The sequence below is a fragment of the Rahnella aceris genome, from assembly GCF_011684115.1.
GTDB lineage: Bacteria > Pseudomonadota > Gammaproteobacteria > Enterobacterales > Enterobacteriaceae > Rahnella > Rahnella aceris.
In genome coordinates, this window is sequence record NZ_JAADJV010000002.1 from 297,001 (window position 1) to 321,090 (window position 24,090).

The window sequence follows — 24,090 nt, forward strand, 5'->3', positions numbered from 1 at the left end:
TCAGGCACCGGTTTTCTGTTTTAACGGCGGCTTAGCCCTTCGCTTCAATCACCTCTTTCTCAGGCGCTTTTCCGTCAATACTGCCACGCCAGCCCTGTTGCTGACCAGAAGCCAGACGCTCCTGATCCTGCTCGATAGCGGCTGTCAGCATATCTTTCGCACGCTGCATGCTGGCGATACGGAACTCAGTATCTTCGTAATTCTCGATAGTAGCCTCCAGCATTTTCAGGTTATAGCGGCGGAACAGATCTGCCTTCTCGCGGGCTTCGTACGCATCCAGCCCCAGCGCCTCCAGCACATCGCGGCCGACGCGCAAGGAGCCTTCAAACAGTTCACGCTCCGGCGCTTCGACACCCAACTGACGCAACTGATACCAGTGATCGACATCACGGGCGCGGGCAATTACTTTCAGATTCGGGAAATGCTCTTTCGCCAGCGCCGTCAGCTGAAGGTTGGCTTCCACATCGTCGATGGCATTAATCAGAACCTTCGCCTGCGCGGCACCGGCGGACTCCAGCAAATCAACGCGTGTGGCGTCGCCGTAAAACACTTTGGTGCCAAATTTACGCAGCGTTTCGATGTGATCCGGATCGTGATCCAGGACCACCGTGTGGACGTTATTTGCCAGCAGCAAACGACCGGCAATCTGACCAAAGCGCCCGAAACCGGCAATAATTACCTGCGCGTTCTCATCATCAATGGTGTCATGCGGACGGTCATCTTTCGGCGCATTGCGCTCAAGGCGCGCGGACAGTACCAGCAGCAATGGCGTCACCGCCATGGAAAGCGCCACGGCCAGCGTCAGAGCTTTCGACCATTCTACCGGCAACACACCTGCCATTTGAGCGGTGCTGAAAATCACAAACGCGAACTCACTGCCCTGCCCGATTAAGATGGCAAACAGGCCGCGCTGCTTTTTCGGCACACCCAGCCACGGCGCAACCAGCCACAACAAGGCGGCTTTCAGCGCCATAAAACCGACCAGCAATGTGGCAATAAGCAGCGGCTGATGGACCAGCGTGCCGAAGTCAATAGACATGCCGACGCCGATAAAGAACAAGCCGAGCAGCAGACCTTTGAACGGCTGGATATCGCTTTCCAGCGCGTGACGGTATTCAGAACTTGCCAGCAAGACACCCGCCAGAAATGCGCCCATCGCCATCGACATACCGGCCATTTCCAGCAGAATACCGAAGCCGAATACCAGAAATAGCGCAACGGCACTGAACACTTCACGCATGCCGGAGCGTGCCACGAAGTGCAGCAAGGGCCGCGTAACATAGCGCCCGAGCAACACCACCAGCACCAACGCACCGACCACTTTTGCCGCTGACAAACCAAAACTCATCAGCGTTGTGGCTTCGCCGGTGCTCGCCAGTAAGGGGATCATCGCCACCAGCGGGATGGCGGCGATATCCTGGAACAGCAACACCGCAAAAGCGCTGCGGCCAATGGGTGAAGCCGTCAGGCTGCGCTCACTCATCGCCTGCATGGCAATGGCCGTTGAAGAAAGCGCCAGCGTCAGGCCGATCAACAGGGCGATTTTCCAGTCCAGTCCGAGGAAATAACAGAATGCGCTGAGCACTGCGCCGCAGCCCACCATCTGAATGCTGCCGCCGCCGAAAACCGAGGCACGCATCGTCCACAACCGTTTGGGATCCAGCTCAAGTCCGATGACAAACAGCATCAGCACCACGCCGATCTCCGCAAAGGTCAGAATTGATTCGGCATCAGAGACCAGTTTCAGCCCCCACGGGCCGATAATGCAGCCCGCAATCAGGTAACCGAGCACAGAACCCAGACCCAGACGTACCGCAATCGGCACAAACAGCGCCGCCGAGCCGAGATAAATCAGGCCTTCAATCATCAGGTTATGGTTATCCAAGGCTCACCTCCGGCGGGCAGCCTTCTTTCAGACTCAGGCAGGCGGTTAAACGGCGACGATATTCTTCTCCCGCCGCTTTCAGCGCCACTTCATCGCAAATGAAGGTGTTGTGCACGGCGAAATACGGCAGCCAGTGCATGCCGCAATAAATGGCTGTCGCCTGTAACGGCTGCGCCAGCACGTCAAAATCGGGGTGATCACCCAGCTCGAAATGGTGCTCGTTACCGCCGGTCGTTACCGCCCACAAGCAATGTTTGCCATTTAAGGCATTGCCTTCATGGCCGTACGCCCAGCCGTGCTCGAGCACTTTGTCGATCCACAGTTTCATCAGTGGCGGCAAGCTGTACCATTGGAGCGGATGCTGGAAGACCACCAGATCTGCACGTTCAACGGCTTTCTGTTCAGCGGCAATGTCGATATTGAAATCGGGATAGAGGTCGTAGAGCGAACGCACTTCGACGTTGGGCAAATCACTGACTGCCGACAGCAGCCCCTGATTGGCTCTTGAATGGCGCGGATAGGGATGGGCGTAAATTATTAAAATCATCTGTGAACTCATATCGACAAAATATGCATTCATCATAAAGTATTTTTAACATTTATTAACTGCCGTAAATACGATGAAAAACAGGGCCCTCAGGCCCTGTCGATTTACATGAAAGGATTCACGGACAACTGACTGCCCCGAGATCCAGCCAGTTGTCACCTGCAACCGGCGTGACACCCCGAGTCCAGACCTTCGCTTTCCAGTTATGGCCGCCGTAAGTGGCCATTTCCCCCTGAACATAGGTGGCCGCATTGTCGTAAGGCAATGTGATATTGCTGACGAGTTGCCACTGATCGCTGCTGCGCGATGGCGGGTTGTTTTGTGTCCAGTATTTCGCCTTCCATATCAGCTGGTTGTAGCTGACGGCATCGCCGGTATTGTAGATTTTGCTGCTGTCCCAGGCAGGCACTTGCGCCGCCGCAGGATCCGTTGTCACACCACACCCGCCCGTGCTCGCCGGGTTAACCGTCAGTTGTAAGCTGGCAGACGTGGATGATTTTCCATCGCTGACCATCACACTGACCGGATACACTGTGCTGCTGGTGACCGCCGGAGCGGTAACGTTGATGGAGCTGGTGGTCAGCGAGCTGGCGCTCAGACCGGCGGGCAACGTCCACTGATACGTGAGCGGATCGTTATTGGCATCCGTCGCCTGTGCCACCAGCGCGAAGGTATTACCTGCCGTTACAGCCATGGTCGCTGGCAACGTCACCACCGGCGGCTGGTTCGCCTGAACCGCCGAGTTTGTCACCTGAACCTGCGCCGTGGCGCTCAGCCCTTGTGGATCGGTCACTTTCAGCTGGAATACCCACACCTGATCTTGCGCGGTAGTAAGGACATTAAACTGCGCTTTGGCTTTGTCTGCATTGGTCAGCGTCACCGCAGGCCCGGAGACTTTGGTCCACAAATACGTCAGGGCTGCATTTTCCGGATCACGGGAAGCAGAACCATCGAGCGTCACTGTCAACGGACCGGTCACGTTCTGATTTGTCCCGGCACTGGCCAGCGGCGCAAGGTTCGTCGTGCCGCCGCCGGTGCCATTCCCTAAGCCTTCATGCATGGCATTTAAAATATCGCCATTATCCGCATCAATTTCCCATGCAAACAGGCCACCCAACTGATTAGCCAAAACATATTTACCTTTCGCGACCACTGAACGGTTGTCGTCGTAAGTGATCAAATCGCCGGTGGAAGGCTTCCACAAATACGGTGCTTCAGCTGCGGCATCATACTTGTACTGCCAGTCACTGTTGGCTTTAAGTTTCGCCACCTGACGGTAATCAAGAATGCCATTTTCCCAGGTACCGGCGGTCGGGCCGGTCGCGGTCCCGGTGAAAGGATCGTTATTCTGGAAATTCTTCACCCCCGTCCAGCCGCGCCCATACATGGCCGCACCCACTACAATTTTGCCCGGCGTCACGCCCTGTGAAAGCAACGCCTGCACGCCATGATCGGTGGTGTAATCGGTATCGGGTTTCGAGGCGGAGCCGTACAACGCAGTTTGGTGTCCCAGCGTCGTCAGTGAGAAAGCGCCATAGAAGTCATAGCTCATCAGGAAAATATGATCCATATACTGCTGCGCGGCGCTGTAATCCACGTTATCAATTTTGTCCCGGCCTGCACTGATCGCCGAACTCAGTTCATAGGTTTTTCCGGTTTGGGCGGATAATTCATTGAGCATAGTCCGCAGCTCTTTCATCAGCTGCACATAGGTATCTCCATCCGCCGTGCTGCCCAGTGCAGGATTTTCACCGCCACCGCCCGGAAATTCCCAGTCGATATCCACACCGTCGAAGAATTTCCAGGTTTGCAGAAACTCCTTCACCGAGGCCACAAAAACATCCCGCTTCGCTTTGTCTTTCATGAAATAGAACGGGTCGGATAGCGTCCAGCCACCGATGGAAGGGACAATTTTCAGATTCGGGTAGGCTTTCTTCAGCGCCATCAGCTGGCCGAAATTGCCTTTGTAAGGCGCAGAATATTCACTGACACCTTGCTGAGGCATTTGCACTGCAGCCCAGGGATCATGGATCGCGACTTTAAAATCCTGACGCCCTGCACAGGCGCGTTGCAAGGCCTGAAAACTGCCCTCAATGCTTTTTAAGCTGTCGTTAATCCCATCCCCGCCGCAAATCGGCGTAAAGCCGTACAGGATATGAGTCAGGTTCTGCGCAGGGATTTTATCCACCGGGAACCCGCGACCGTACACGCCCCACTCGACAAAATAAGCGCCTACGACCTTGCCGGATTTATTGTTATAAGGCTGGTTGTTTTCCTTCAGCGTGCTGGTCAATGGTAGCAAATGGCTGCCATCGGTATCCGCCACTACAATTTGTTTGGCGTCACTGGTGGTACAGCCTTCGCTGTTACATAACGCAACCTGCAACTGATAGCGCCCGCCTTTATTGACAGCAAACGTGGCGCTGCCCGTTGCGCCGGAAGGGCCGCTCCAGACCTGCGCACCGTTCAGTAACACTTTGGCCGTCTGCCCCGCATCGCCGGTCCACAAATTCCAGGTGACGGTGACATCCGCCGCATTCTTTACAGTGACCAGTTGATTGTAGGCCGAGGCGGACTGATTGATATCAATGATGGCAAAGGTGGTTTCATCCGCACCGAGTGTCGGCTTTCCGGGAAGTGCCGCCTGTGAGACCGGCGCAAGAACCGCGCCGATGAGTAAAGCCAGAAGGGTGACAGGTGTTTTGTACATGTGAAATTCCTCATTTTGACTGAAAGCGCTGCAAGAAGGGTTAATTCTCGATGTGAACTAACCCAAGCTCCGAGTATAAAATCAGGAACAAAAACATAACAATAATTAAACATTAAAACATCATGACACCCATCACATTAACACAAAATATCGATCTAAAATAATAACTTATGATAAATTCACTTTCATATGAAGACTTTCATACATAAAAAATATAATTTTAATGATAAACATATTTAATGATTATATTTAACATTCTAGCCAAACACATATAAAAAGACGCCCGCCCCTTTCGGGAACGGGCGTCTTAACGACCGGATGGAAACAGAAGATACTTATTTGCTGATTTTGGCGTGCATTTCCTGCACCGAAATTACCTGTTCAGTCGGGTCAGAAGATAATGCCATTGCCGTCGCGAAACCACCGTTCAGCGTAGTGTCGTAATGCACTTTGTATTGCAGCGCACTGCGACGGATAAGCTTGGAGTCTTCAATCGCCTGACGACCCGCCGTGGTGTTCACGATATACACATATTCGCCGTTCTTGATACGGTCCTGAATATGCGGACGGCCTTCATGCACCTTGTTGACCAGACGCGGGTTAATCCCGGCTTCGCCCAGCACTACCGCAGTACCGTGAGTCGCATCCAGCTCGAAACCGCGTTTCAGCAGTTTCGCGGCCAGATCCACCACACGGCCTTTGTCGCCTTCACGAACCGACAACAGTGCGCGTCCGGCTTTCTTCATGCCGGAGTTGCTTCCCAGTTGCGCTTTGGCAAAGGCTTCTGCGAAGGTACGGCCAACGCCCATCACTTCACCGGTAGAACGCATTTCCGGCCCAAGAATCGGGTCAACGCCAGGGAATTTGTTGAACGGCAACACCACTTCTTTCACGGAGTAGTAAGGCGGGATGACTTCTTCGGTAATGCCCTGCTCTGCCAGAGTCTGACCTGCCATCACGCGCGCGGCGACTTTTGCCAGCGCCACACCGGTCGCTTTGGACACGAACGGTACGGTACGTGCAGCACGCGGGTTGACTTCAATCAGGTAGACTTCGTTGTTCTTCACGGCGAACTGGACGTTCATCAGGCCGCGAACGCTCAGCTCGAAGGCCAGTTTCTCGACCTGCTGACGCATCACATCCTGAATCTCTTTGCTCAGCGTGTAGCACGGCAGTGAACATGCAGAGTCACCGGAGTGAACGCCCGCCTGTTCGATGTGCTCCATGATACCGCCAATCAGCACGCGCTCACCGTCGCAGATAGCATCAACGTCAACTTCTACGGCGTCGTCAAGGAAGCGGTCCAGCAGAACCGGGGCGTCGTTCGACACGCTGACGGCGTTCTGGAAGTAACGGCGCAGGTCGATTTCGTCGTATACGATTTCCATCGCACGGCCGCCCAGAACATAAGACGGACGTACCACCAGCGGATAACCGATACCCGCGGCTTTCTCAACAGCCTGTTCGATAGTCGCGACTGTGGCGTTTGCCGGTTGTTTCAGGCCCAGACGGTTAACCGCCTGCTGGAAACGTTCACGGTCTTCGGCGCGGTCGATGGCATCCGGGCTGGTGCCGATAATTGGCACGCCAGCGGCTTCCAGTTCACGCGCCAGTTTCAGCGGAGTCTGGCCGCCGTACTGAACAATCACGCCTTTCGGCTGTTCGATACGCACGATTTCCAGCACGTCTTCCAGAGTGACGGATTCGAAGTACAGGCGGTCAGAGGTATCATAATCGGTAGACACAGTTTCCGGGTTACAGTTAACCATGATGGTTTCGTAACCGTCCTCACGCAGCGCCAGCGAGGCGTGTACGCAGCAATAATCGAACTCGATACCCTGACCGATACGGTTTGGACCACCGCCCAGCACCATGATTTTTGGCTTATCATTGGTCGGGTTAGATTCACACTCTTCTTCATACGTGGAGTACATGTAGGCGGTATCGGTAGAGAATTCCGCCGCACAGGTATCAACACGTTTGTAGACCGGATGCAGGTTGTATTTGTGACGCAGTTTGCGCACTTCGCTTTCTGACACGCCGACCAGTTTAGCCAGACGCAGATCCGCAAAGCCTTTACGCTTGAGCATGCGCAGGTAGTCGTGGGTCAGAATGTTGAAGCCGCCCTCGGCCACTTCATTTTCCAGTTTCACCAGCTCTTCAATCTGCACCAGGAACCAGCGGTCCACGTTGGTCAGGTTGAAGATGCCGTCAACAGACATCCCGGCACGGAAGGCATCAGCGATATACCAGATACGCTCGGCACCGGCTTCTTTCAGTTCACGACGAATTTTGGTCAGCGCTTCCGGATCATCCAGACTCACTTTCGGGTCGAAACCGCTCGCGCCGACTTCCAGGCCGCGCAAGGCTTTTTGCAGAGATTCCTGCTGTGTACGACCAATCGCCATCACTTCGCCGACAGACTTCATCTGCGTGGTCAGACGGTCGTTGGCACCGGCAAATTTCTCGAAGTTGAAGCGAGGGATTTTAGTCACAACGTAGTCGATAGAAGGTTCAAACGACGCTGGCGTTTTGCCGCCGGTGATATCGTTCATCAACTCATCGAGGGTGTAACCCACCGCCAGTTTCGCCGCCACTTTAGCAATCGGGAAACCGGTCGCTTTGGAGGCCAGGGCTGAGGAACGGGAGACACGCGGGTTCATTTCGATAACAATCAGACGACCATTTTTCGGGTTCACCGAGAACTGAACGTTGGAGCCACCGGTTTCTACGCCGATTTCACGCAGCACCGCCATCGAGGCGTTACGCATGATTTGGTATTCTTTGTCGGTCAGGGTCTGCGCTGGCGCCACGGTGATGGAGTCACCGGTGTGGATGCCCATCGCATCGAAGTTTTCAATGGAGCAGACGATGATGCAGTTGTCGTTTTTATCACGCACCACTTCCATCTCGTACTCTTTCCAGCCAATCAGCGACTCATCAATCAGCAGCTCTTTGGTCGGGGAAAGATCCAGCCCGCGTTCGCAAATCTCTTCGAACTCTTCACGGTTGTACGCAATACCGCCACCGGTGCCGCCCATAGTGAATGACGGACGGATGATGCACGGAAAGCCAACGTCAGCGGCAACCGCCAGCGCTTCTTCCATCGTGTGTGCAATACCGGAACGTGCGGTGTCGAGGCCGATTTTTTTCATCGCCACGTCGAAACGGCGACGATCTTCAGCTTTATCAATGGCGTCTGCGGTCGCGCCAATCATGGTCACACCGAATTCTTCCAGCACGCCCTGACGTTCCAGTTCCAGTGCACAGTTCAGTGCGGTCTGGCCGCCCATGGTTGGCAGCACGGCATCGGGACGTTCTTTTTCGATAATTTTGCGCACAACTTCCCAGTGGATCGGCTCGATGTAAGTCGCATCCGCCATTTCAGGGTCAGTCATGATCGTTGCCGGGTTGGAGTTCACCAGAATGACGCGGTAACCCTCTTCACGCAGCGCTTTACACGCCTGTGCGCCGGAGTAGTCAAATTCACAAGCCTGGCCGATAACAATCGGGCCGGCGCCCAGAATCAGGATGCTTTTTATGTCTGTACGTTTTGGCATTTTTTATTCGCTCCTGTTATCTGGCGTTGTTTGTGCGAAAAGCTTCAATCAGTTCGATAAAGTGGTCAAACAGCGGTGCCGCATCGTGCGGGCCTGGGCTCGCTTCAGGGTGGCCCTGGAAGCTGAACGCCGCTTTATCGGTACGGTGGATACCCTGCACCGTATGGTCAAACAATGATTTGTGCGTCACGCGCAGATTGGCTGGCAGGCCGGATTCATCAACCGCAAAGCCGTGGTTCTGTGCGGTGATCATCACGATATTTTTATCGAGATCTTTTACCGGATGGTTACCGCCGTGGTGGCCGAGTTTCATTTTCACGGTCTTCGCGCCGCTGGCGAGTGCCAGTAACTGATGGCCGAGGCAGATGCCGAAGACCGGTATGTCGGTTTCCAGGAAGGTTTTGATGGCGGCGATGGCGTAATCACAAGGCTCCGGATCGCCCGGGCCATTGGACAGGAAGATGCCGTCCGGATTCATTTTCAGGACGTCTTCTGCCGGAGTCTGTGCAGGAACGACCGTCAGGCGGCATCCGCGATCCACCAGCATGCGCAGGATATTGCGTTTCGCGCCGTAGTCATAAGCCACCACGTGGAATGGCAAGTCTTCGGCTTTTTTTGCTTCAGGCAGTTCGCCTTCCAGAGTCCAGCTACCTTGTTGCCAGCGGTAAGATTCCGTCGTGGTCACTTCTTTCGCCAGATCCATGCCTTTCAGGCCCGGGAATGCTTTGGCTTTTTGCAGCGCCAGTTCAGCATCCGGTGAATCGCCCGCGATAATACAGCCGTTCTGTGCGCCTTTTTCGCGTAACAGACGGGTCAGTTTGCGGGTATCAATATCGGCGATGGCAACGATATTGTTGCGCTTGAGGTAATCAGAAAGATTTTCTTCACTGCGGTAGTTGCTGGCTATCAGGGGTAAATCGCGGATGACCAGGCCTTGAGCATGTACTGCGGAGGATTCTTCATCAGCGGCATTGGTGCCGACATTACCGATATGGGGATAAGTGAGAGTGACAATCTGGCGGGAATAGGAAGGATCAGTGAGGATTTCTTGATAACCGGTCATCGACGTATTGAAGACCACTTCCCCCACTGCCGACCCTTCTGCCCCGATGGCCCGACCGTGGAATTGGGTTCCGTCTTCCAGAACCAATAGCGCTGACTTTATCAAAGCATCCTCCAAGAATAATAAATCACAATATCTGCATATTAATTCAGATAACCCGATCTAAATCAATGCAAAAATCGCTCCCGAAGCCAATTTTTGGCAAATTGCGCGCATTCTAATGATGGCAGTTCGGTTTGTCTACCAAAAGCGCCAATATTTCTCTGTTTTTCGCACAACTCAGTGAAAATGGACTCTCACTGCCATAAAAACACAGCCTAAGTCAGTATAGTAACCGTTTGCGGAAGAGGATGTCTGAAAAATGACGAAGAAAGGAGTTTTGTTACAGCTCAGGGAAACAAGGGAGTGCAAAAAACAAACAATACAGCATGATGGATCGGGATAAAGTCAGTAAAACACAGGATTCAAAATTAAAACAAACCCAAATAGCCATTTTAAATAAAAAAGAGAAGGGCAATCAAGGAACTGCCCTTTTATCAAAAGATTATGACCAAAACAACCACATCACATCTAAAACTTTGACTACAAATCTTCTAAACCAAGGACATCCCGCATGTCATAAAGACCACTTTTATGCGAGAAAAGCCACTTTCCTGCACGAACTGCGCCATTTGCGAAGGTCATACGGCTGGAAGCCTTATGGGTAATCTCAACACGCTCCCCGATATCGGCAAACATCGCGGTATGTTCACCGACGATATCGCCGGCACGAATGGTGGCAAAACCAATACTTTTTGGATCACGTTCACCGGTATGACCTTCACGGGCATACACCGCACAATCTTTCAGATCACGCCCTAACGCATCAGCAATCGCTTCACCCATTGCCAGTGCTGTGCCTGATGGTGCATCAACTTTATGACGGTGGTGCGCTTCCACGATTTCAATATCCGTGTAATCGCCCATGACTTTGGCCGCTTTTTCCAGCAGCTTGAGGACAACATTCACGCCCACGCTGAAGTTGGCCGCAAAAACCACCGGAATAACCTCAGAAGCCTGCTTAATTGCAGCCTTACCGGCATCGTCAAAGCCCGTAGTGCCGATAATCATACCTTTATGGTGTTTCTGGCAAAATTCCAGATGAGCCAGGGTGCCTTCCGGACGGGTGAAGTCGATCAAAATATCGAAGTCATTCTTCACGGCATCCAGATTGTCATGCACTTTAATGCCAGCAGTACCCACGCCAGCCAGTTCACCCGCATCGGTGCCCACTAAGGAAGAACCGGTACGTTCCAGCGCTGCGCCCAACACCACGCCTTCGGCGTCAGAGATGGCCTGAATCAGCTGCCGGCCCATACGGCCACCCGCGCCAACAACAGCCATGCGAATATCAGCGTTACTCATAATTACTCTCTTCTTTTTGTGGTTCTGCCGTGAAACAGAATCAGGTTATCGACCCCGCGATCTGGGAGCCAGCAAAATTGCCTCATAATTAGAAAATTATGATACAGCCCCGTTAATATCAGTAAAAGCCATCTGGTTTCAGGTTACGCAATCTGTGATTTTGTGTTAAACGACTGGCAAAACTGGAACTAACGGACAAAAAAACACCAAAAAGCCCGCCTTAATGCGGCTCGCATAACCATGCAATGTAGTGCATAAGTTTCAGCTTTCGTCCGCCCTTCTCCCTGCATCTTTCGCGACACTGATTTTATCACTCTCCCCCAGGGCACCGTCTGACAATATGTATTAAAGGAGAAAGAAGAATATGACGGTGATTTCTGAAAACGCGTATTCACATCCTTGCGTGAGACAGATAAGCAGCAAACAAAACATTTCTTAGATCTGAAACATTAAATTTTTATTATATATGGCGAAATAATATTGATAAAATCAATGATTATGATAATAAATAGCAACCTAATTTTAACTGCCGAAATTTGATTTAAACGACAGTCAAAATAAGTAGCCTGGCTTCATAAGGCGCGTCTTCACCCTTACCAGACAGTCATCAGTAAGGGGAATATAAAAAATACACACTGCCAATTTTGTTGCTGATTTTTCAGATCAGTATATTGGCACAGGGACTTAACATGAAATTCAAACTGAACAAAGTCACACAAGTGGCGACTGCAGGTCTTTTATTTGGTTTAGCTTCTTTTGCTGCACACGCAGAAATCACTCTGATTAAACAAGACCCACAGCCGAACGATCCGCTGAGCCGCCTGAACTTCCAGGTTGGCGGCAGTATTCGTCCGCAGTTCCAGTTCCAGAACGGGGTGAAAAACTACAAGACCAATGGTTTTGATGGCGGTACACGTTTCCGTTTTTCTGCTGATTATTATCTGTTTGATGACATCAGCTGGATTAACTACTACGAGCTGGGTGTGAATATTCCTGCCCTGACTGGCTGGGATAATCACCACGCAGATGGCGCGCATAACACCAGCCGTCGCATGCTCTACACCGGTCTGAAAAGCAAAACTTACGGCCAGTTGACCTTCGGTCAGCAAAACAGCGTTTATTACGATGTGGTCGGTGCGAAAACCGATATCTGGGATTACGACATGCTCGCCCAGGCACCGGGTAATGGTGTGAACGGCGATTACGATGGTTCTTACCGTTCCCGTAAGATGCTGAAATACAAAAACACCTTCGGCGATGCAGATGTGTATGCCTCTTACCTGTTCGAAGACAATGAGTTGCTCACCGGCAAAAACGGGCTGCGTTACAAACGTAACGGCGGCGGTTCTGTCGGTGTGGATTACCACATCACCAAAGATCTGACCTGGGGTACGGCGTACAACTACACCGACGCAGAAATGAGAAACCCGGGCGACAACACCTCTAAAGATTACAACCAGAGCATTGTTGGTACTGCGCTGAGCTGGAAACCCGGCAACTGGACAGCGTCCTTCGGTGGCGGTTACTACCATGACTTCCTGACGACTGGTGTGAAAACTGAAGATCGCTTCTTCGCGGGCGATGCTTATGGTCTGGAATACTTCCTGGGGTATGCTTTCCCAATCAATCAGCTGGCGGTCAAAACCATTCAGCCGTACTTCATGGGTGACCGTCTGACCTATGTAACCGGCCGTAATTACCAGCGTATTGATAACGGGTTGGGTGTGTCCTTCCAGCTCGATTACGGCTTCCGTGTTGATTACGAGCACGTGTTCACGTCCTCTACCGATAATCTCGGTGATATGAATCTGATCCGTCTGCGTTACGATTTCTAAATCTTAACGACTGAACTTTTGGGGCCAGCTTTACGTCTTATTGACGGGCTGGCCCTTTCTTTTTACACCATTTCATCTATCCCACGTACGCAAAGCCAGACTAAACTCATAGAGACAGCTGTCGCTATATCCACTATGTAACCTGCAGGAGAGCTTTGCGATGTCAGCATTTTTCCGGTCCGACGTGACTGCCATTGGCGACTACCGAGCCGAATTGGGTGAAACTCCCGTCTGGTGCCAGCGTACACAATCTTTGCTTTGGGTCGATATTCTGGCTCAGTGTGTTTTGCGCTACTGGCCCGACAACGGGCAAACTGAAATTCATGAACTCCCCTCGCTGACCAGCGCCGTGTTGCTGACCGAAAAAAGAAATCAATTTTTGCTGGTTTCCGTCGACGGGATCCATCTTTACGAGTACGAACAGAAAACCCGCCAGAAGCTTTGTGATTATCCCGGCGCGGAAGGCACCCGTCCGAATGAAGCAGCCATCGCGCCCGATGGTTCTCTGTGGTTTGGTACGCTGGATATAAAGGAAGAAAAAGATAACGGCGAATGGTTCCGCTATGAAGCGGGCGCAGAAAAGCCGGAAATGATGCTCGATGGCGTCGGTTGTACCAACACACTGGTCTGGTATGAAGGCAAAGTCTGGTTTGCAGACAGTAAGAAAAAACGCTTTTTCTCCGCCAACGCCCGCCGCATCAATCCACTGAAAATATCCTGTTTTTCTTCGGGCGATAAGATCCCCGATGGCTCTGCGCTGGCACAGAATGGCTGGCTGATCACTGCCTGCTGGGGTTCAAAATGCCTGCTGCGCCAGCAGATCAATCAGGGCGAATTACTGACACTGGATACCCAGCCAGTGCCGGTCACACAACCGAGTTGTTGCACGTTTGGCGGGCCGGATATGACTGAGCTGTTTATCACCTCGGCGCGAAAAAACCTCGATGCGCCACATGCGCTGGAGGGTGCGTTGCTGCACGTTGAAACCACCACCGTGGGTGCACCGCAGAATTTGTTTAAACTCCCGCCTCATTGATGCCGCAGGAGTGCAGACATAAAAAAACCGGCCACTTTGAGCCGGTTTTCATTTAGGGTCTGAGATCAGTCGATCTGACGCACATCAACACGCAGCTCTTTTGGCACTTCGAACACGATATTTTCCTCGCGCCCTTCGATGTTGATCACATCAAGCCCGCCAAAGGTTTTCAGCTTGCTGATCACGTCCTGCACCAGAATATCCGGTGCGGATGCGCCTGCCGTAACGCCAATGCTTTTCGCATCTTTCAGCCAGTTTTCCTGAATATCTGCCGCAGAGTCGATCAGATAAGAAGGTACACCGACACGTTGCGCCAGTTCGGCCAGACGGTTGGAGTTCGACGAGTTCTTTGAACCCACCACCAGCACAACATCTGCTCCGTCAGCCAGCGTACGCACGGCTTCCTGACGGTTAGTTGTGGCATAGCAAATATCATCTTTACGCGGCCCGATGATTTTCGGGAAGCGATCGCGAAGCGCATCAATCACCGCAGAAGTGTCGTCAACCGACAGCGTGGTTTGCGTCATAAAGCACAGGTTGTTTTCGTCTTTCACCTGCAATTTATAAACATCTTCCGGCGCCTCGACCAGATACATTCCCCCGTTCGGATTGCTGTACTGCCCCATGGTGCCTTCCACTTCCGGATGCCCGGCGTGACCAATCAAAATGGCTTCAGTGCCTTTACGGCTGGCGCGCGCAACTTCCATATGAACTTTGGTCACCAGCGGACAAGTCGCGTCAAACAGCATCGTCAGATCACGCGCTTTCGCTTCTGCACGTACCGCCTGAGAAACACCGTGGGCAGAGAAAATCAGAATAGACCCATCAGGTACTTCGCTGATTTGCTCGATAAAAACAGCACCGCGCTGACGCAGGCTGTCGACCACGTAGCGGTTATGCACCACTTCATGGCGGACATAGATAGGTGCGCCGTAAATTTCCAGCGCACGTTCTACAATACTGATTGCGCGGTCAACACCCGCACAAAATCCTCGCGGATTAGCCAGCAATATCTGCATGTTTCCCCTCAAGCTCCGGGTCAATTTCCAGCACTTCAATATCGAAATCGATATGTTGCCCTGCCAGCGGATGGTTGAAATCTACAGTGATTGAATCTTCTGTCACTTCACGGACAACGCCCGGCATTTCGCTGCCATCACGACCACTGAACAACATGATGGTGCCGACATCCGGCACCCCAGTTTCCTGAAAGTCACGGCGGGAGAAGAACTGAATCAGATCCGGACTTTTGCTACCGAATGCCGATTCAGGGGCTAACGTGAACGCCCGTTTATCCCCTACGTTCAACCCTAACAGCTGATTTTCCAGCGCGTCAGACAAGCTGCTGTCGCCAAGGCGAAACAGTGCAGGTTTGCCATTGGCGCGGGTTGATTCCGCCGTAGAGCCATCTTCCAGCTTCAACGTAAAATGCACCAGTACAGCGCTGTCATGTTTCACCTGTTGAGACATAGACCTTATCCTTTACTCTTTGTAGCTTCTGATGGCTTTGCCAGAAAACCTTCCAGCACCACCATGGCCGCGCCGACACAAATAAAACTGTCAGCCAGATTGAACGTAGCAAAATGCCAGTTACCGACGTAAAAATCGATAAAATCGACCACAAAGCCGTGATACAGGCGATCAAACAAATTGCCCAGCGCCCCGCCGATAATCATCGCAAAAGCGATATTGTTCAGCTTTTGCTTCGCGGTGCCGCGGTACATCAGCACGACCAGCGCCACGACAATCACCAGCGCGATTAACGCAAAGAACCAGCGCTGCCAGCCGCCTTTATCAGCCAGGAAGCTGAACGCAGCGCCATGATTTTGGGCGTAGAACAGATTTAAATACGGGATCAACGGCATGGATTCGCCGAGCTGGAAGTTTCCCATAATGAGAAACTTACTGCCCAGATCCACGATGATGACCACGACCGCCAGCCAGAGCCAGCGGAGTCCGGTGGAACAAATCGATTTACTCATTATGCAAACTTGCGCTCTTCGCCGTCACCGGCGATGTTAGTGACACAACGGCCACAGATGTCGCTGTGTTCCGCGTTCTGACCAACGTCAGTTGTGTAATGCCAGCAACGCGGACATTTGTCACCTTCCGCTTTCGCCAGACCGATTTTCAGGCCTTTGAGCAATTCACTCGGCACAGCGGCATCGTCTGCTTCAGACAGTGTGGCAACTTTCGCGCCTGACGTCAGGAGGACAAAGCGCAGTTCGTTGCCCAGAGAACGCAGGTCCGTTGCCAGCGCATCATCAGCAAACAGCGTGACCGCCGCTTCCAGAGAACCGCCCAGACGTTTATCTGCACGCGCCTGTTCAATCACTTTATTCACTTCGCCACGGACTTTCAGCAGTTCATCCCAGAACGCATCGTTCATGGATTCGTTGCCCGCCAGACCGAACAAACCGTCATACCACTCTTCGGTAAAGACAAATTTCTCACGACTTCCCGGCAGTTCTGCCCAAATTTCATCGGCAGTGAACGACATGATCGGTGCCATCCAGCGAACCAGTGCTTCGCTGATGTGATACAGCGCGGTCTGACAGCTGCGACGTGCAACGCTGTCGCTTTTCGCGGTGTACTGGCGATCTTTGATGATATCCAGGTAGAAGGATCCCATTTCGATCGAGCAGAACTGCATCAGGCGTTGAACGACGCCATGGAAATCATAGGCTTCGTACGCGGCAATGATTTCGTCCTGTGCGGCTTTCGCACGGCCAACAGCCCAGCGATCCAGAACAACCATGTCTTCCGGTGCCACGCTGTGCAGCGCCGGATCGAAACCGTTAAGGTTCGCCAGCAGGAAGCGCGCGGTGTTACGGATGCGGCGATAAGAATCCGCAGCACGTTTAAGGATTTCGTCGGACACGGCGATTTCGCCGGTGTAATCCGTTGATGCCACCCACAGACGCAGGATGTCGCCACCCAGCTTGTTCATCACGTCTTGCGGCGCGATGGTGTTGCCGATGGATTTAGACATTTTGCGGCCCTGACCATCCACGGTGAAACCGTGCGTCAGCACTTGCTTGTAAGGCGCTTTGCCTTTCATAGCAGTCGAAATCATCAGGGAAGACATGAACCAGCCGCGATGCTGGTCAGACCCTTCCAGATACAAATCAGGAGAATGACCGTTAAACTCAGGACGCACATCCACCACAGAAGAATGCGTTGAACCGGAGTCAAACCACACGTCCAGCGTATCCGGCACTTTGACGTAATCGGCAGCGTCCGCACCCAGAATGTCTTCCGGATTCAGATCCCACCACGCCTGAATGCCATCCACTTCAACACGTTTCGCCACTTCTTCCATCAGCTCAAGGCTGCGCGGATGCAGTTGCTCAGTGTCTTTGTGAACGAACAGAGACATCGGTACGCCCCAGGTACGCTGACGGGAGATACACCAGTCAGGCCGGTTAGCGACCATGTTTTCGATGCGCGCCTGGCCCCAGTCCGGGATCCACTGCACGCCTTTGATCTCTTCCAGAGATTGCTGACGCAGGCCTTTCTGATCCATGCTGATGAACCATTGTGGCGTCGCGCGGAAGATGATTGGCGTTTTATGACGCCAGCAGCACGGATAGCTGTGCGTTATTTTCTCAACGTGCAGCAATGCGCCTTTCTCACGCAGCAACTCAACGATCAGATCGTTGGCTTTAAAGACGAATTTACCGTCCAGCGTCGGGTAAGTGCCTGGCAGATAGCAGCCGTTCGGCCCTACCGGGTTCGCCACTTCCAGACCGTATTTCTGGCCGATAACAAAGTCGTCCGGGCCATGACCCGGTGCGGTATGCACGGCACCAGTACCGGCATCGAGCGTCACGTGATCGCCCATGATCGCCGGAACATCGAAACCGAGGAATGGATGTTTGAAGCGCAGCAGTTCGAGGTCCGCGCCTTTACATTCGCCCAGTACAGTCCATTCTGCGATACCAGCGCGTTTCATGACGCTTTCAACCAGATCGGTTGCCAGGATCAGACACTGACCTTCTGCCTGAATCAGTTGATAAGAAAACTCAGGGTTCAGTGAAATAGCGCGGTTGGCTGGCATGGTCCACGGCGTGGTGGTCCAGATCACCAGAGAAATCGGGCCGTTAAAGGAAGATACGCCAAACTTCGCAGCCACTGCTGCAGCGTCAGTCGCGTTGAACGCCACATCAATAGAAGGAGACGCTTTGTCGTAATACTCAACTTCTGCTTCTGCCAGGGATGAACCGCAATCTGTACACCAGTGAACCGGCTTAGCCCCTTTGTGCAGGTGGCCGTTACCGATGATTTTACCCAGCGCACGAATGATGTTGGCTTCAGTTTTGAAGTCCATGGTCAGGTACGGATGATCCCAGTCGCCCAACACGCCCAGACGGATGAAGTCTTTCTTCTGGCCTTCAACCTGCTCTGCTGCGTATTTACGGCAGGCTTCACGGAATTCTGCTGCCGTGACTTTCTCGCCGGGCTTGCCGATCAGTTGTTCGACTTTAAGCTCGATTGGCAGACCATGACAGTCCCAGCCCGGCACATACGGCGCATCAAAGCCCGCCAGTCCTTTGGACTTAACGATCATGTCTTTAAGAATTTTGTTTACTGAGTGACCAATATGAATGCTGCCGTTCGCATACGGAGGGCCGTCATGCAAAATAAAGGTTTTCTTGCCTTTCTTGGCAGCACGAATAATCCCGTACAGATCCTGTTCATACCAATTTTTCAGCATGTCAGGTTCACGCTTGGCCAGATCGCCACGCATCGGGAACCCTGTTTCCGGCAAATTCAGGGTGTTCTTGTAGTCACTCATAGATTCTCGGTTCCGTTTTCGGCTGGATTCCAGGCTTTGTTACACGCCTGTCAGTACATGTTTAGCGCAGTGTCTTTAACCCAAAGAATTCACGGGCCGTCACTTCATCGTTCGCAATTTGTTGCTTTAAAGCATCAAGCGAGGAGAAACGCTGTTCGTTGCGCAATTTCGCGCGGAGCACCACATCAATGTGGCACCCGTATAAATCTAATGTGGTGTCGAGAAGGTGCACTTCCAACTGCTTGCGCACGCCTCCGACTGTAGGACGTATTCCAATGTTCGCCACACCCGGCAGAGGTTCAGGCCCGAGTCCTAAGACTTCAACCGCATACACGCCGCGCACCGGAGACACGACCCGCTTCAACGGCACGTTTGCCGTCGGGAAGCCAATGGTGCGTCCCAGTTTATCGCCGTGTACGACCCGGCCCGAGATACTGAACGGATGGCCCAGTAAATTCTCGGCCAGCGCCAAGTCATCGTCGCGCAACGCATTACGGATCGCCGTGCTGCTGATGCGGTTCTCGCCTTCACGGAACGTTTGCGTGCTGATCACTTCAAAACCGTATTCTTCACCGGCTTTCTGCAATAGCTCAAAATCCCCCAGACGGCTGGCACCAAAGCGGAAATCATCCCCGACAGTCAGGAATTTAACACCCAGCTTCTCTACCAGCAGTTGTGAGATAAAGGCCTGCGCCATATGCGCTGCAAACCGGGGTTCGAAACGCACACATAAAAGGTAATCAACCCCGCACTCCGCCAGATACTTGGCTTTGTCACGCAAACTGGTCAGGCGTGCAGGTGCTTTATCACCGGCAAACAATTCCAGAGGCTGTGGCTCGAAAATCATTACCATCACCGGCAGCCCCAGACGTTGACCTTCCAGCTTAAGCTGTTCAATCAGGGCCTGATGACCACGGTGTACACCATCAAAATTGCCAATAGTCAGCACACATCCATGATGACGTGCTCGAATATTGTGTATTCCGCGAATTAGCTCCATAGCTGGCTCAAATCCAATGCTGACTCATAACGATGGAAATCGGCGGATTATACCTTGTACAGCCTCCAAGGTTAACCAGCGATTAGCAGGATCACACCATTCTCTCTTGCATACGGCAGATATTGCGGTTCAAATGGCGGCGTGGCGATGAAAATCTTTCGTTGCATACAGGGAATGCGTGACTTTTCGCATAAACAAAGCGTTAATGGCCGTAGTGGGCAGTTTGTACACTCTCCTGTCGATTTTTCTCGCGAAAGACTGTATTCCGATGCCGGAAGCTGTTAAAATCCTGCGCCATCACAACGTAACAAGCGACGAGTAAAGTTCACTCTTTAAAACGCCGCTTATTTGCACAAATCCGTTGACAAAAGAAGACCGAAAAGGCATATTCCTCGGCCTTTGAATTGTTCATCAATAGAAAAATATTTGGGAGTTGGCCTTGGCTAATATCAAATCAGCTAAGAAACGCGCCGTACAGTCAGAAAAACGCCGTAAGCACAACGCGAGCCGTCGTTCTATGATGCGTACCTTTATCAAGAAGGTATACGCGGCTATTGCAGCAGGCGACAAAGCTGCTGCACAAAACGCATTTAACGAAATGCAACCAATCGTGGACCGTCAGTCTTGCAAAGGCCTGATCCACAAAAACAAAGCAGCGCGTCATAAGTCAAACCTGACTGCGCAAATCAACGCAATGCAATAATCGCATTACGCTGAAATGCTTGATAAAAAAACCGGCTCACGCCGGTTTTTTTATATCTGAAATTTGAGTTCAACACTAAAAGCTATTCAAACAACGCTGAAAAGTCCGTATGGCAAATCCGCTGTACCGAAGGATGCTGAATCATTCTTTCGGCAAATATCACGTAGTACTCTTCCATAATCCCTTCCACCCGTCCGACTTCCTCTATTTTTTCATCCTGAAATTCAGTTGATGAATAAATAGCCGGAGCGACAAATATCGCGTTGTTGTTCATTCCAAACGCTTTCATCAGCGCGGCATCATCAAACTCACCGAGAATATTGACCTTCAGCCCCTGCGTATTAAACCAGTTCAGCAGTTTGCGCCCCAGCATTGAACGCCTGCCGGGGATGAGTAATGAACGACGCTCCAGACAAGCCGGGAAATTCATGCCTGCCGGTGGATTACAACAAAAGAAGCTGATCGGACTTTCACCCAGTTTGACCGAGAACAGCCCTGCCTGCTGCGTGGAGTCCACCGGGCAATCAGACAAAATCATGTCCAGTTTATGCTGGCTCAGTTGTTCGAGCAGCATTTCGTGAGTCGATTCAAAACAGCGCAGGTGAATTTGCGCGTTGTCCGGCACGGCAGCTTCCAATACGCGGCTGACCAGTCGTTTGGATAACGCATCCGCCACACCCACATCAAACAACAGGCTCGCCTCTTTGCGGTAATTCACGATATCCAGCATTTCCTGACTAAGGGTGAACATTTTATCCGCATAGCGGTAAACCAGTTGCCCTAACTCAGAAGGCACCAGCCCACGCCCCTGCCGTTTGAAGAGTTTCCCATCCAATCTTTCTTCCAGGGATTTAATCTGCCCGGTGATCGTTTGCGGAGTAAGGTGCAACACTTCAGCAGCTCCCACAACAGAACCTGATTTACACACGTGCCAAAAATAATACAAGTGGTTGTAATTGATATGAGGCATGGTTTCACCCTTTCCGAAAGTATGAAGTCAGCGTCATTATTAATTTGCACGTTTCTTAGGCAAGGCCCGGCTCAGGAGCAGGTATCCCAGAACCGCTGATGCGACTGATCCCATCAGGATGCCCATTTTGGCGTACGTCAGCAACGCAGGCTCCAGCGTCGCAAAGGCCAGAGAACCAATGAAAATCGACATCGTAAAACCGATACCGCACAGCACGGAGACTGCCGAAATTTGGCTAAAAGTTATGCCGGATGACAGCCGTGTAATCCCTGATTTCAAGGCGATCCCGCCGAACAGAATGATACCCAGCGGCTTACCGAGAAGAAGCCCGGCAGCAATACCCATGGGTAATGTCGAGAATGAACCCGCAACTGTCACGCCCTGCAAAGAGATACCCGCATTGGCGAACGCAAACAGCGGCAAAATAAACCAGGAAACATAGGGGTGGATCCCATGCTCCAGGCGGCGAGCAGGTGACCTTTTATTCTCTTTGGTTCTCAGCGGAATTAAGAAGCCAAGAATGACACCCGCCAGCGTCGCGTGGATACCTGATTTCAGCACACACACCCAGAACACAGCACCAATCAGCAGGTACGGCGTCAGCTTCGTTACCCCCCGCCAGTTCAGTAGAGCCAGTACAGCGATGCACACCGCCGATAACCCCAGTGCCATCATCGACACATCGTGACTATAAAACAGTGCGATGATCACGATGGCACCCAAGTCATCAATAATGGCCAGTGCCAGCAGGAACACTTTTAACCCGGTCGGCACTCGTGACCCCAGCAGTGCCATCACCCCCAGCGCAAACGCAATGTCCGTTGCCGCCGGAATAGCCCAACCCTGACGGGCTATTTCATCGCTGCCGTTAAACAGTAAATAGATTAATGCCGGAACAACCATACCCCCGAGCGCGGCAATAGCAGGAAACATCGCCTGCTCGCGGTTGGCCAGCGCGCCTTCGCACATCTCACGCTTTACTTCCAGACCAATCATCAGGAAAAACACTGCCATCAGGCCATCGTTAATCCACAGCAAAAGTGGCTTGTCGATCAACAGCTCGGAAAAACGCAGGGTGACGGGAATATCCAGAAATGCCTGATAAATCCCCTGCAACGGACTATTCGCCATGATTAATGCCACAATGGCTGCGATGATTAATATCACACCACCGGCGGCTTCCATCCGTAAAAACTGACGAATGATATTTGACATTCTGACTCTCCTGTAGAAAAACGTGGCAAGAAAAAGCTCACCACAAGGGTATGTCTGAATTGTACGCAAACTATCACTTCGTAAAAAGTCGATTATTTCTGGATTATACTTCGCTTTTTACGAATCATTGGTTTTCACATTGTTGAATAAAAATCCATAAAAAATCCCCGGCGCGTCAACCGCTGCCGGGGATGTTATCTGGCTTTCCGTCGCTCGATTTAGCGAAAGCTTAGCGGGTCAGATCATCAAAGAACTTTTTCACGCCGTCCAGGAAGCTTTTAGAGCGCGGGCTATTTTTCTCACCCGAAACGCCACCAAAGCTTTCTTCCAGATCACGCAGCAACTGCTTCTGCTTCTCGTTCAGGCTGACCGGAGTTTCCACTACCACCCGGCACATCAGGTCGCCCTGAACGCCACCACGGACAGATTTCACACCGCGCCCGCGCATACGGAACATTTTGCCCGTTTGCGTTTCAGCAGGAATTTTCAGGCTCACGCGGCCATCAAGCGTTGGCACTTCAATTTCGCCACCCAGTGCTGCCATGGCAAAATTGATTGGCACTTCGCAGTACAGGTTATTACCTTCGCGCTCAAAGATTTTATGCGCTTTAACCTGAACCTGAACGTACAAATCACCTGACGGAGCACCATGCTCACCGGCTTCGCCTTCACCCTCCAGACGAATACGGTCTCCGGTATCCACACCCGCAGGAATCTTCACTGACAGCGTTTTTGAACGTTCTACGCGACCATGACCATGACATTTGGTGCACGGATCTTTAATCACTTTACCGCGACCCTGACAGGTCGGACACGCCTGCTGGACTGTGAAGAAGCCCTGACGCATCTGAACCTGACCTGCACCATGACAGGTCGGACAGGTGGTCGGAGAGCTACCCGCTTTCGCGCCGCTGCCGTGGCAAACGTCACATTCATCCAGTGTCGGGATGCGGATTTCTTTGGTGACACCACGAACGGCCTCTTCCAGAGTCAGATCCATGTTGTAACGCAGGTCTGAGCCCCGGCTGGCACGCTGACGGCGCCCGCCGCCAAAGATGTCGCCAAAGACGTCACCAAAGATGTCGCTGAAATCTGCACCGCCGCCGCCGTAGCCACCACCGCCGCCCATGCCACCTTGTTCAAAGGCTGCATGACCATACTGGTCGTAGGCCGCACGCTTTTGCGCATCGGTCAGAATTTCATAAGCTTCTTTAATTTCTTTGAATTTGCTTTCAGATTCTTTATCGCCCTGATTTCGGTCAGGGTGATGTTTCATCGCCAGACGCTTATAAGCCTTTTTGATTTCACGCTCATCCGCTGTTTTGGATACGCCTAAAATCTCATAATAATCTTGCTTCGCCATG

General features: G+C 52.2%; 17 protein-coding genes. 3 read left to right on the plus strand and 14 right to left on the minus strand.

Going from position 1 to position 24,090, the window contains the following annotated elements; genetic code table 11:
• Window positions 1-31 precede the first annotated feature (31 nt).
• The 6 genes from kefC to dapB all read right to left on the minus strand — a co-directional run bounded on the left by kefC (window position 32) and on the right by dapB (window position 11,169).
• Window positions 32-1,885 (minus strand): glutathione-regulated potassium-efflux system protein KefC, encoded by a 1,854-nt coding sequence (gene kefC, locus GW591_RS13755; RefSeq protein WP_112151002.1) that lies wholly within the window; start codon window positions 1,883-1,885, stop codon window positions 32-34.
• Window positions 1,878-2,432 (minus strand): glutathione-regulated potassium-efflux system oxidoreductase KefF, encoded by a 555-nt coding sequence (kefF, locus tag GW591_RS13760; RefSeq protein ID WP_013577052.1) that lies wholly within the window; start codon window positions 2,430-2,432, stop codon window positions 1,878-1,880. Before kefF ends, kefC begins: the two co-directional genes overlap by 8 nt.
• A 118-nt stretch (window positions 2,433-2,550) precedes the next feature.
• Complete coding sequence (locus GW591_RS13765; protein ID WP_013577053.1) at window positions 2,551-5,142, minus strand: glycosyl hydrolase family 18 protein; 2,592 nt, start codon at window positions 5,140-5,142, stop codon at window positions 2,551-2,553.
• 335 nt (window positions 5,143-5,477) lie between these two features.
• Window positions 5,478-8,702, minus strand: a complete 3,225-nt coding sequence (gene carB / locus GW591_RS13770; protein WP_013577054.1) for a carbamoyl-phosphate synthase large subunit — start codon at window positions 8,700-8,702, stop codon at window positions 5,478-5,480.
• Between the two features lie 16 nt (window positions 8,703-8,718).
• On the minus strand, window positions 8,719-9,870 hold the full coding sequence (carA, locus tag GW591_RS13775; RefSeq protein ID WP_013577055.1) for a glutamine-hydrolyzing carbamoyl-phosphate synthase small subunit: 1,152 nt from the start codon (window positions 9,868-9,870) through the stop codon (window positions 8,719-8,721).
• Between the two features lie 477 nt (window positions 9,871-10,347).
• On the minus strand, window positions 10,348-11,169 hold the full coding sequence (gene dapB, locus GW591_RS13780) for a 4-hydroxy-tetrahydrodipicolinate reductase (RefSeq protein WP_013577056.1): 822 nt from the start codon (window positions 11,167-11,169) through the stop codon (window positions 10,348-10,350).
• A gap of 689 nt (window positions 11,170-11,858) precedes the next feature.
• On the opposite strand from dapB, the gene GW591_RS13785 reads away from it, so the two are divergent.
• A complete protein-coding gene (locus GW591_RS13785) occupies window positions 11,859-13,004 on the plus strand; it encodes a porin (protein WP_112151004.1) in 1,146 nt (381 codons plus the stop codon).
• 160 nt (window positions 13,005-13,164) lie between these two features.
• Window positions 13,165-14,040 (plus strand): SMP-30/gluconolactonase/LRE family protein, encoded by an 876-nt coding sequence (locus GW591_RS13790; RefSeq protein WP_013577058.1) that lies wholly within the window; start codon window positions 13,165-13,167, stop codon window positions 14,038-14,040.
• A gap of 65 nt (window positions 14,041-14,105) precedes the next feature.
• On the opposite strand, the gene ispH is transcribed toward GW591_RS13790, so the two are convergent.
• From ispH to ribF, 5 genes are all read right to left on the minus strand, one after another.
• Entirely contained in the window at window positions 14,106-15,059 is a 954-nt protein-coding gene (ispH, locus tag GW591_RS13795) for a 4-hydroxy-3-methylbut-2-enyl diphosphate reductase (RefSeq protein WP_013577059.1), read from the minus strand.
• Entirely contained in the window at window positions 15,040-15,510 is a 471-nt protein-coding gene (fkpB, locus tag GW591_RS13800) for an FKBP-type peptidyl-prolyl cis-trans isomerase (RefSeq protein WP_166860806.1), read from the minus strand. Before fkpB ends, ispH begins: the two co-directional genes overlap by 20 nt.
• A gap of 5 nt (window positions 15,511-15,515) precedes the next feature.
• A complete protein-coding gene (gene lspA, locus GW591_RS13805) occupies window positions 15,516-16,022 on the minus strand; it encodes a signal peptidase II (RefSeq protein ID WP_013577061.1) in 507 nt (168 codons plus the stop codon).
• The gene (gene ileS / locus GW591_RS13810) at window positions 16,022-18,838 is read right to left on the minus strand and encodes an isoleucine--tRNA ligase (protein ID WP_121019693.1); all 2,817 of its coding nucleotides are present in this window, start codon (window positions 18,836-18,838) and stop codon (window positions 16,022-16,024) included. Before ileS ends, lspA begins: the two co-directional genes overlap by 1 nt.
• 61 nt (window positions 18,839-18,899) lie before the next feature.
• Window positions 18,900-19,838, minus strand: coding sequence for a bifunctional riboflavin kinase/FAD synthetase (gene ribF, locus GW591_RS13815; RefSeq protein WP_166860809.1), 939 nt, complete (start codon window positions 19,836-19,838; stop codon window positions 18,900-18,902).
• Window positions 19,839-20,277: 439 nt separating this feature from the next.
• Here ribF and rpsT point away from each other — a divergent pair, with 439 nt between their 5' ends.
• Window positions 20,278-20,541, plus strand: coding sequence for a 30S ribosomal protein S20 (gene rpsT, locus GW591_RS13820; RefSeq protein ID WP_013577064.1), 264 nt, complete (start codon window positions 20,278-20,280; stop codon window positions 20,539-20,541).
• Window positions 20,542-20,623: 82 nt separating this feature from the next.
• On the opposite strand, the gene nhaR is transcribed toward rpsT, so the two are convergent.
• The 3 genes from nhaR to dnaJ all read right to left on the minus strand — a co-directional run bounded on the left by nhaR (window position 20,624) and on the right by dnaJ (window position 24,089).
• Window positions 20,624-21,511 carry a transcriptional activator NhaR gene (nhaR, locus tag GW591_RS13825; RefSeq protein ID WP_037033463.1) on the minus strand — a complete coding sequence of 296 codons (888 nt, stop codon included), beginning with the start codon at window positions 21,509-21,511 and terminating at the stop codon, window positions 20,624-20,626.
• 39 nt (window positions 21,512-21,550) lie between these two features.
• Window positions 21,551-22,726: a Na+/H+ antiporter NhaA gene (gene nhaA, locus GW591_RS13830; RefSeq protein ID WP_013577066.1), complete on the minus strand. Its 1,176-nt coding sequence runs from the start codon at window positions 22,724-22,726 to the stop codon at window positions 21,551-21,553.
• Window positions 22,727-22,955: 229 nt separating this feature from the next.
• Window positions 22,956-24,089 (minus strand): molecular chaperone DnaJ, encoded by a 1,134-nt coding sequence (dnaJ, locus tag GW591_RS13835; RefSeq protein ID WP_013577067.1) that lies wholly within the window; start codon window positions 24,087-24,089, stop codon window positions 22,956-22,958.
• Window position 24,090 lies beyond the last annotated feature (1 nt).

Excerpts from the sequence above, each read along its gene's own strand:
- kefF (WP_013577052.1), bottom strand. The coding sequence starts at position 2,432 with ATGATTTTAATAATTTACGCCCATCCCTATCCGCGCCATTCAAGAGCC.
- GW591_RS13765 (WP_013577053.1), bottom strand. The coding sequence starts at position 5,142 with ATGTACAAAACACCTGTCACCCTTCTGGCTTTACTCATCGGCGCGGTT.
- carB (WP_013577054.1), bottom strand. The coding sequence starts at position 8,702 with ATGCCAAAACGTACAGACATAAAAAGCATCCTGATTCTGGGCGCCGGC.
- dapB (WP_013577056.1), bottom strand. The coding sequence starts at position 11,169 with ATGAGTAACGCTGATATTCGCATGGCTGTTGTTGGCGCGGGTGGCCGT.
- GW591_RS13785 (WP_112151004.1), top strand. The coding sequence starts at position 11,859 with ATGAAATTCAAACTGAACAAAGTCACACAAGTGGCGACTGCAGGTCTT.
- GW591_RS13790 (WP_013577058.1), top strand. The coding sequence starts at position 13,165 with ATGTCAGCATTTTTCCGGTCCGACGTGACTGCCATTGGCGACTACCGA.
- ispH (WP_013577059.1), bottom strand. The coding sequence starts at position 15,059 with ATGCAGATATTGCTGGCTAATCCGCGAGGATTTTGTGCGGGTGTTGAC.
- fkpB (WP_166860806.1), bottom strand. The coding sequence starts at position 15,510 with ATGTCTCAACAGGTGAAACATGACAGCGCTGTACTGGTGCATTTTACG.
- lspA (WP_013577061.1), bottom strand. The coding sequence starts at position 16,022 with ATGAGTAAATCGATTTGTTCCACCGGACTCCGCTGGCTCTGGCTGGCG.
- ileS (WP_121019693.1), bottom strand. The coding sequence starts at position 18,838 with ATGAGTGACTACAAGAACACCCTGAATTTGCCGGAAACAGGGTTCCCG.
- ribF (WP_166860809.1), bottom strand. The coding sequence starts at position 19,838 with ATGGAGCTAATTCGCGGAATACACAATATTCGAGCACGTCATCATGGA.
- nhaR (WP_037033463.1), bottom strand. The coding sequence starts at position 21,511 with ATGCCTCATATCAATTACAACCACTTGTATTATTTTTGGCACGTGTGT.
- nhaA (WP_013577066.1), bottom strand. The coding sequence starts at position 22,726 with ATGTCAAATATCATTCGTCAGTTTTTACGGATGGAAGCCGCCGGTGGT.
- dnaJ (WP_013577067.1), bottom strand. The coding sequence starts at position 24,089 with ATGGCGAAGCAAGATTATTATGAGATTTTAGGCGTATCCAAAACAGCG.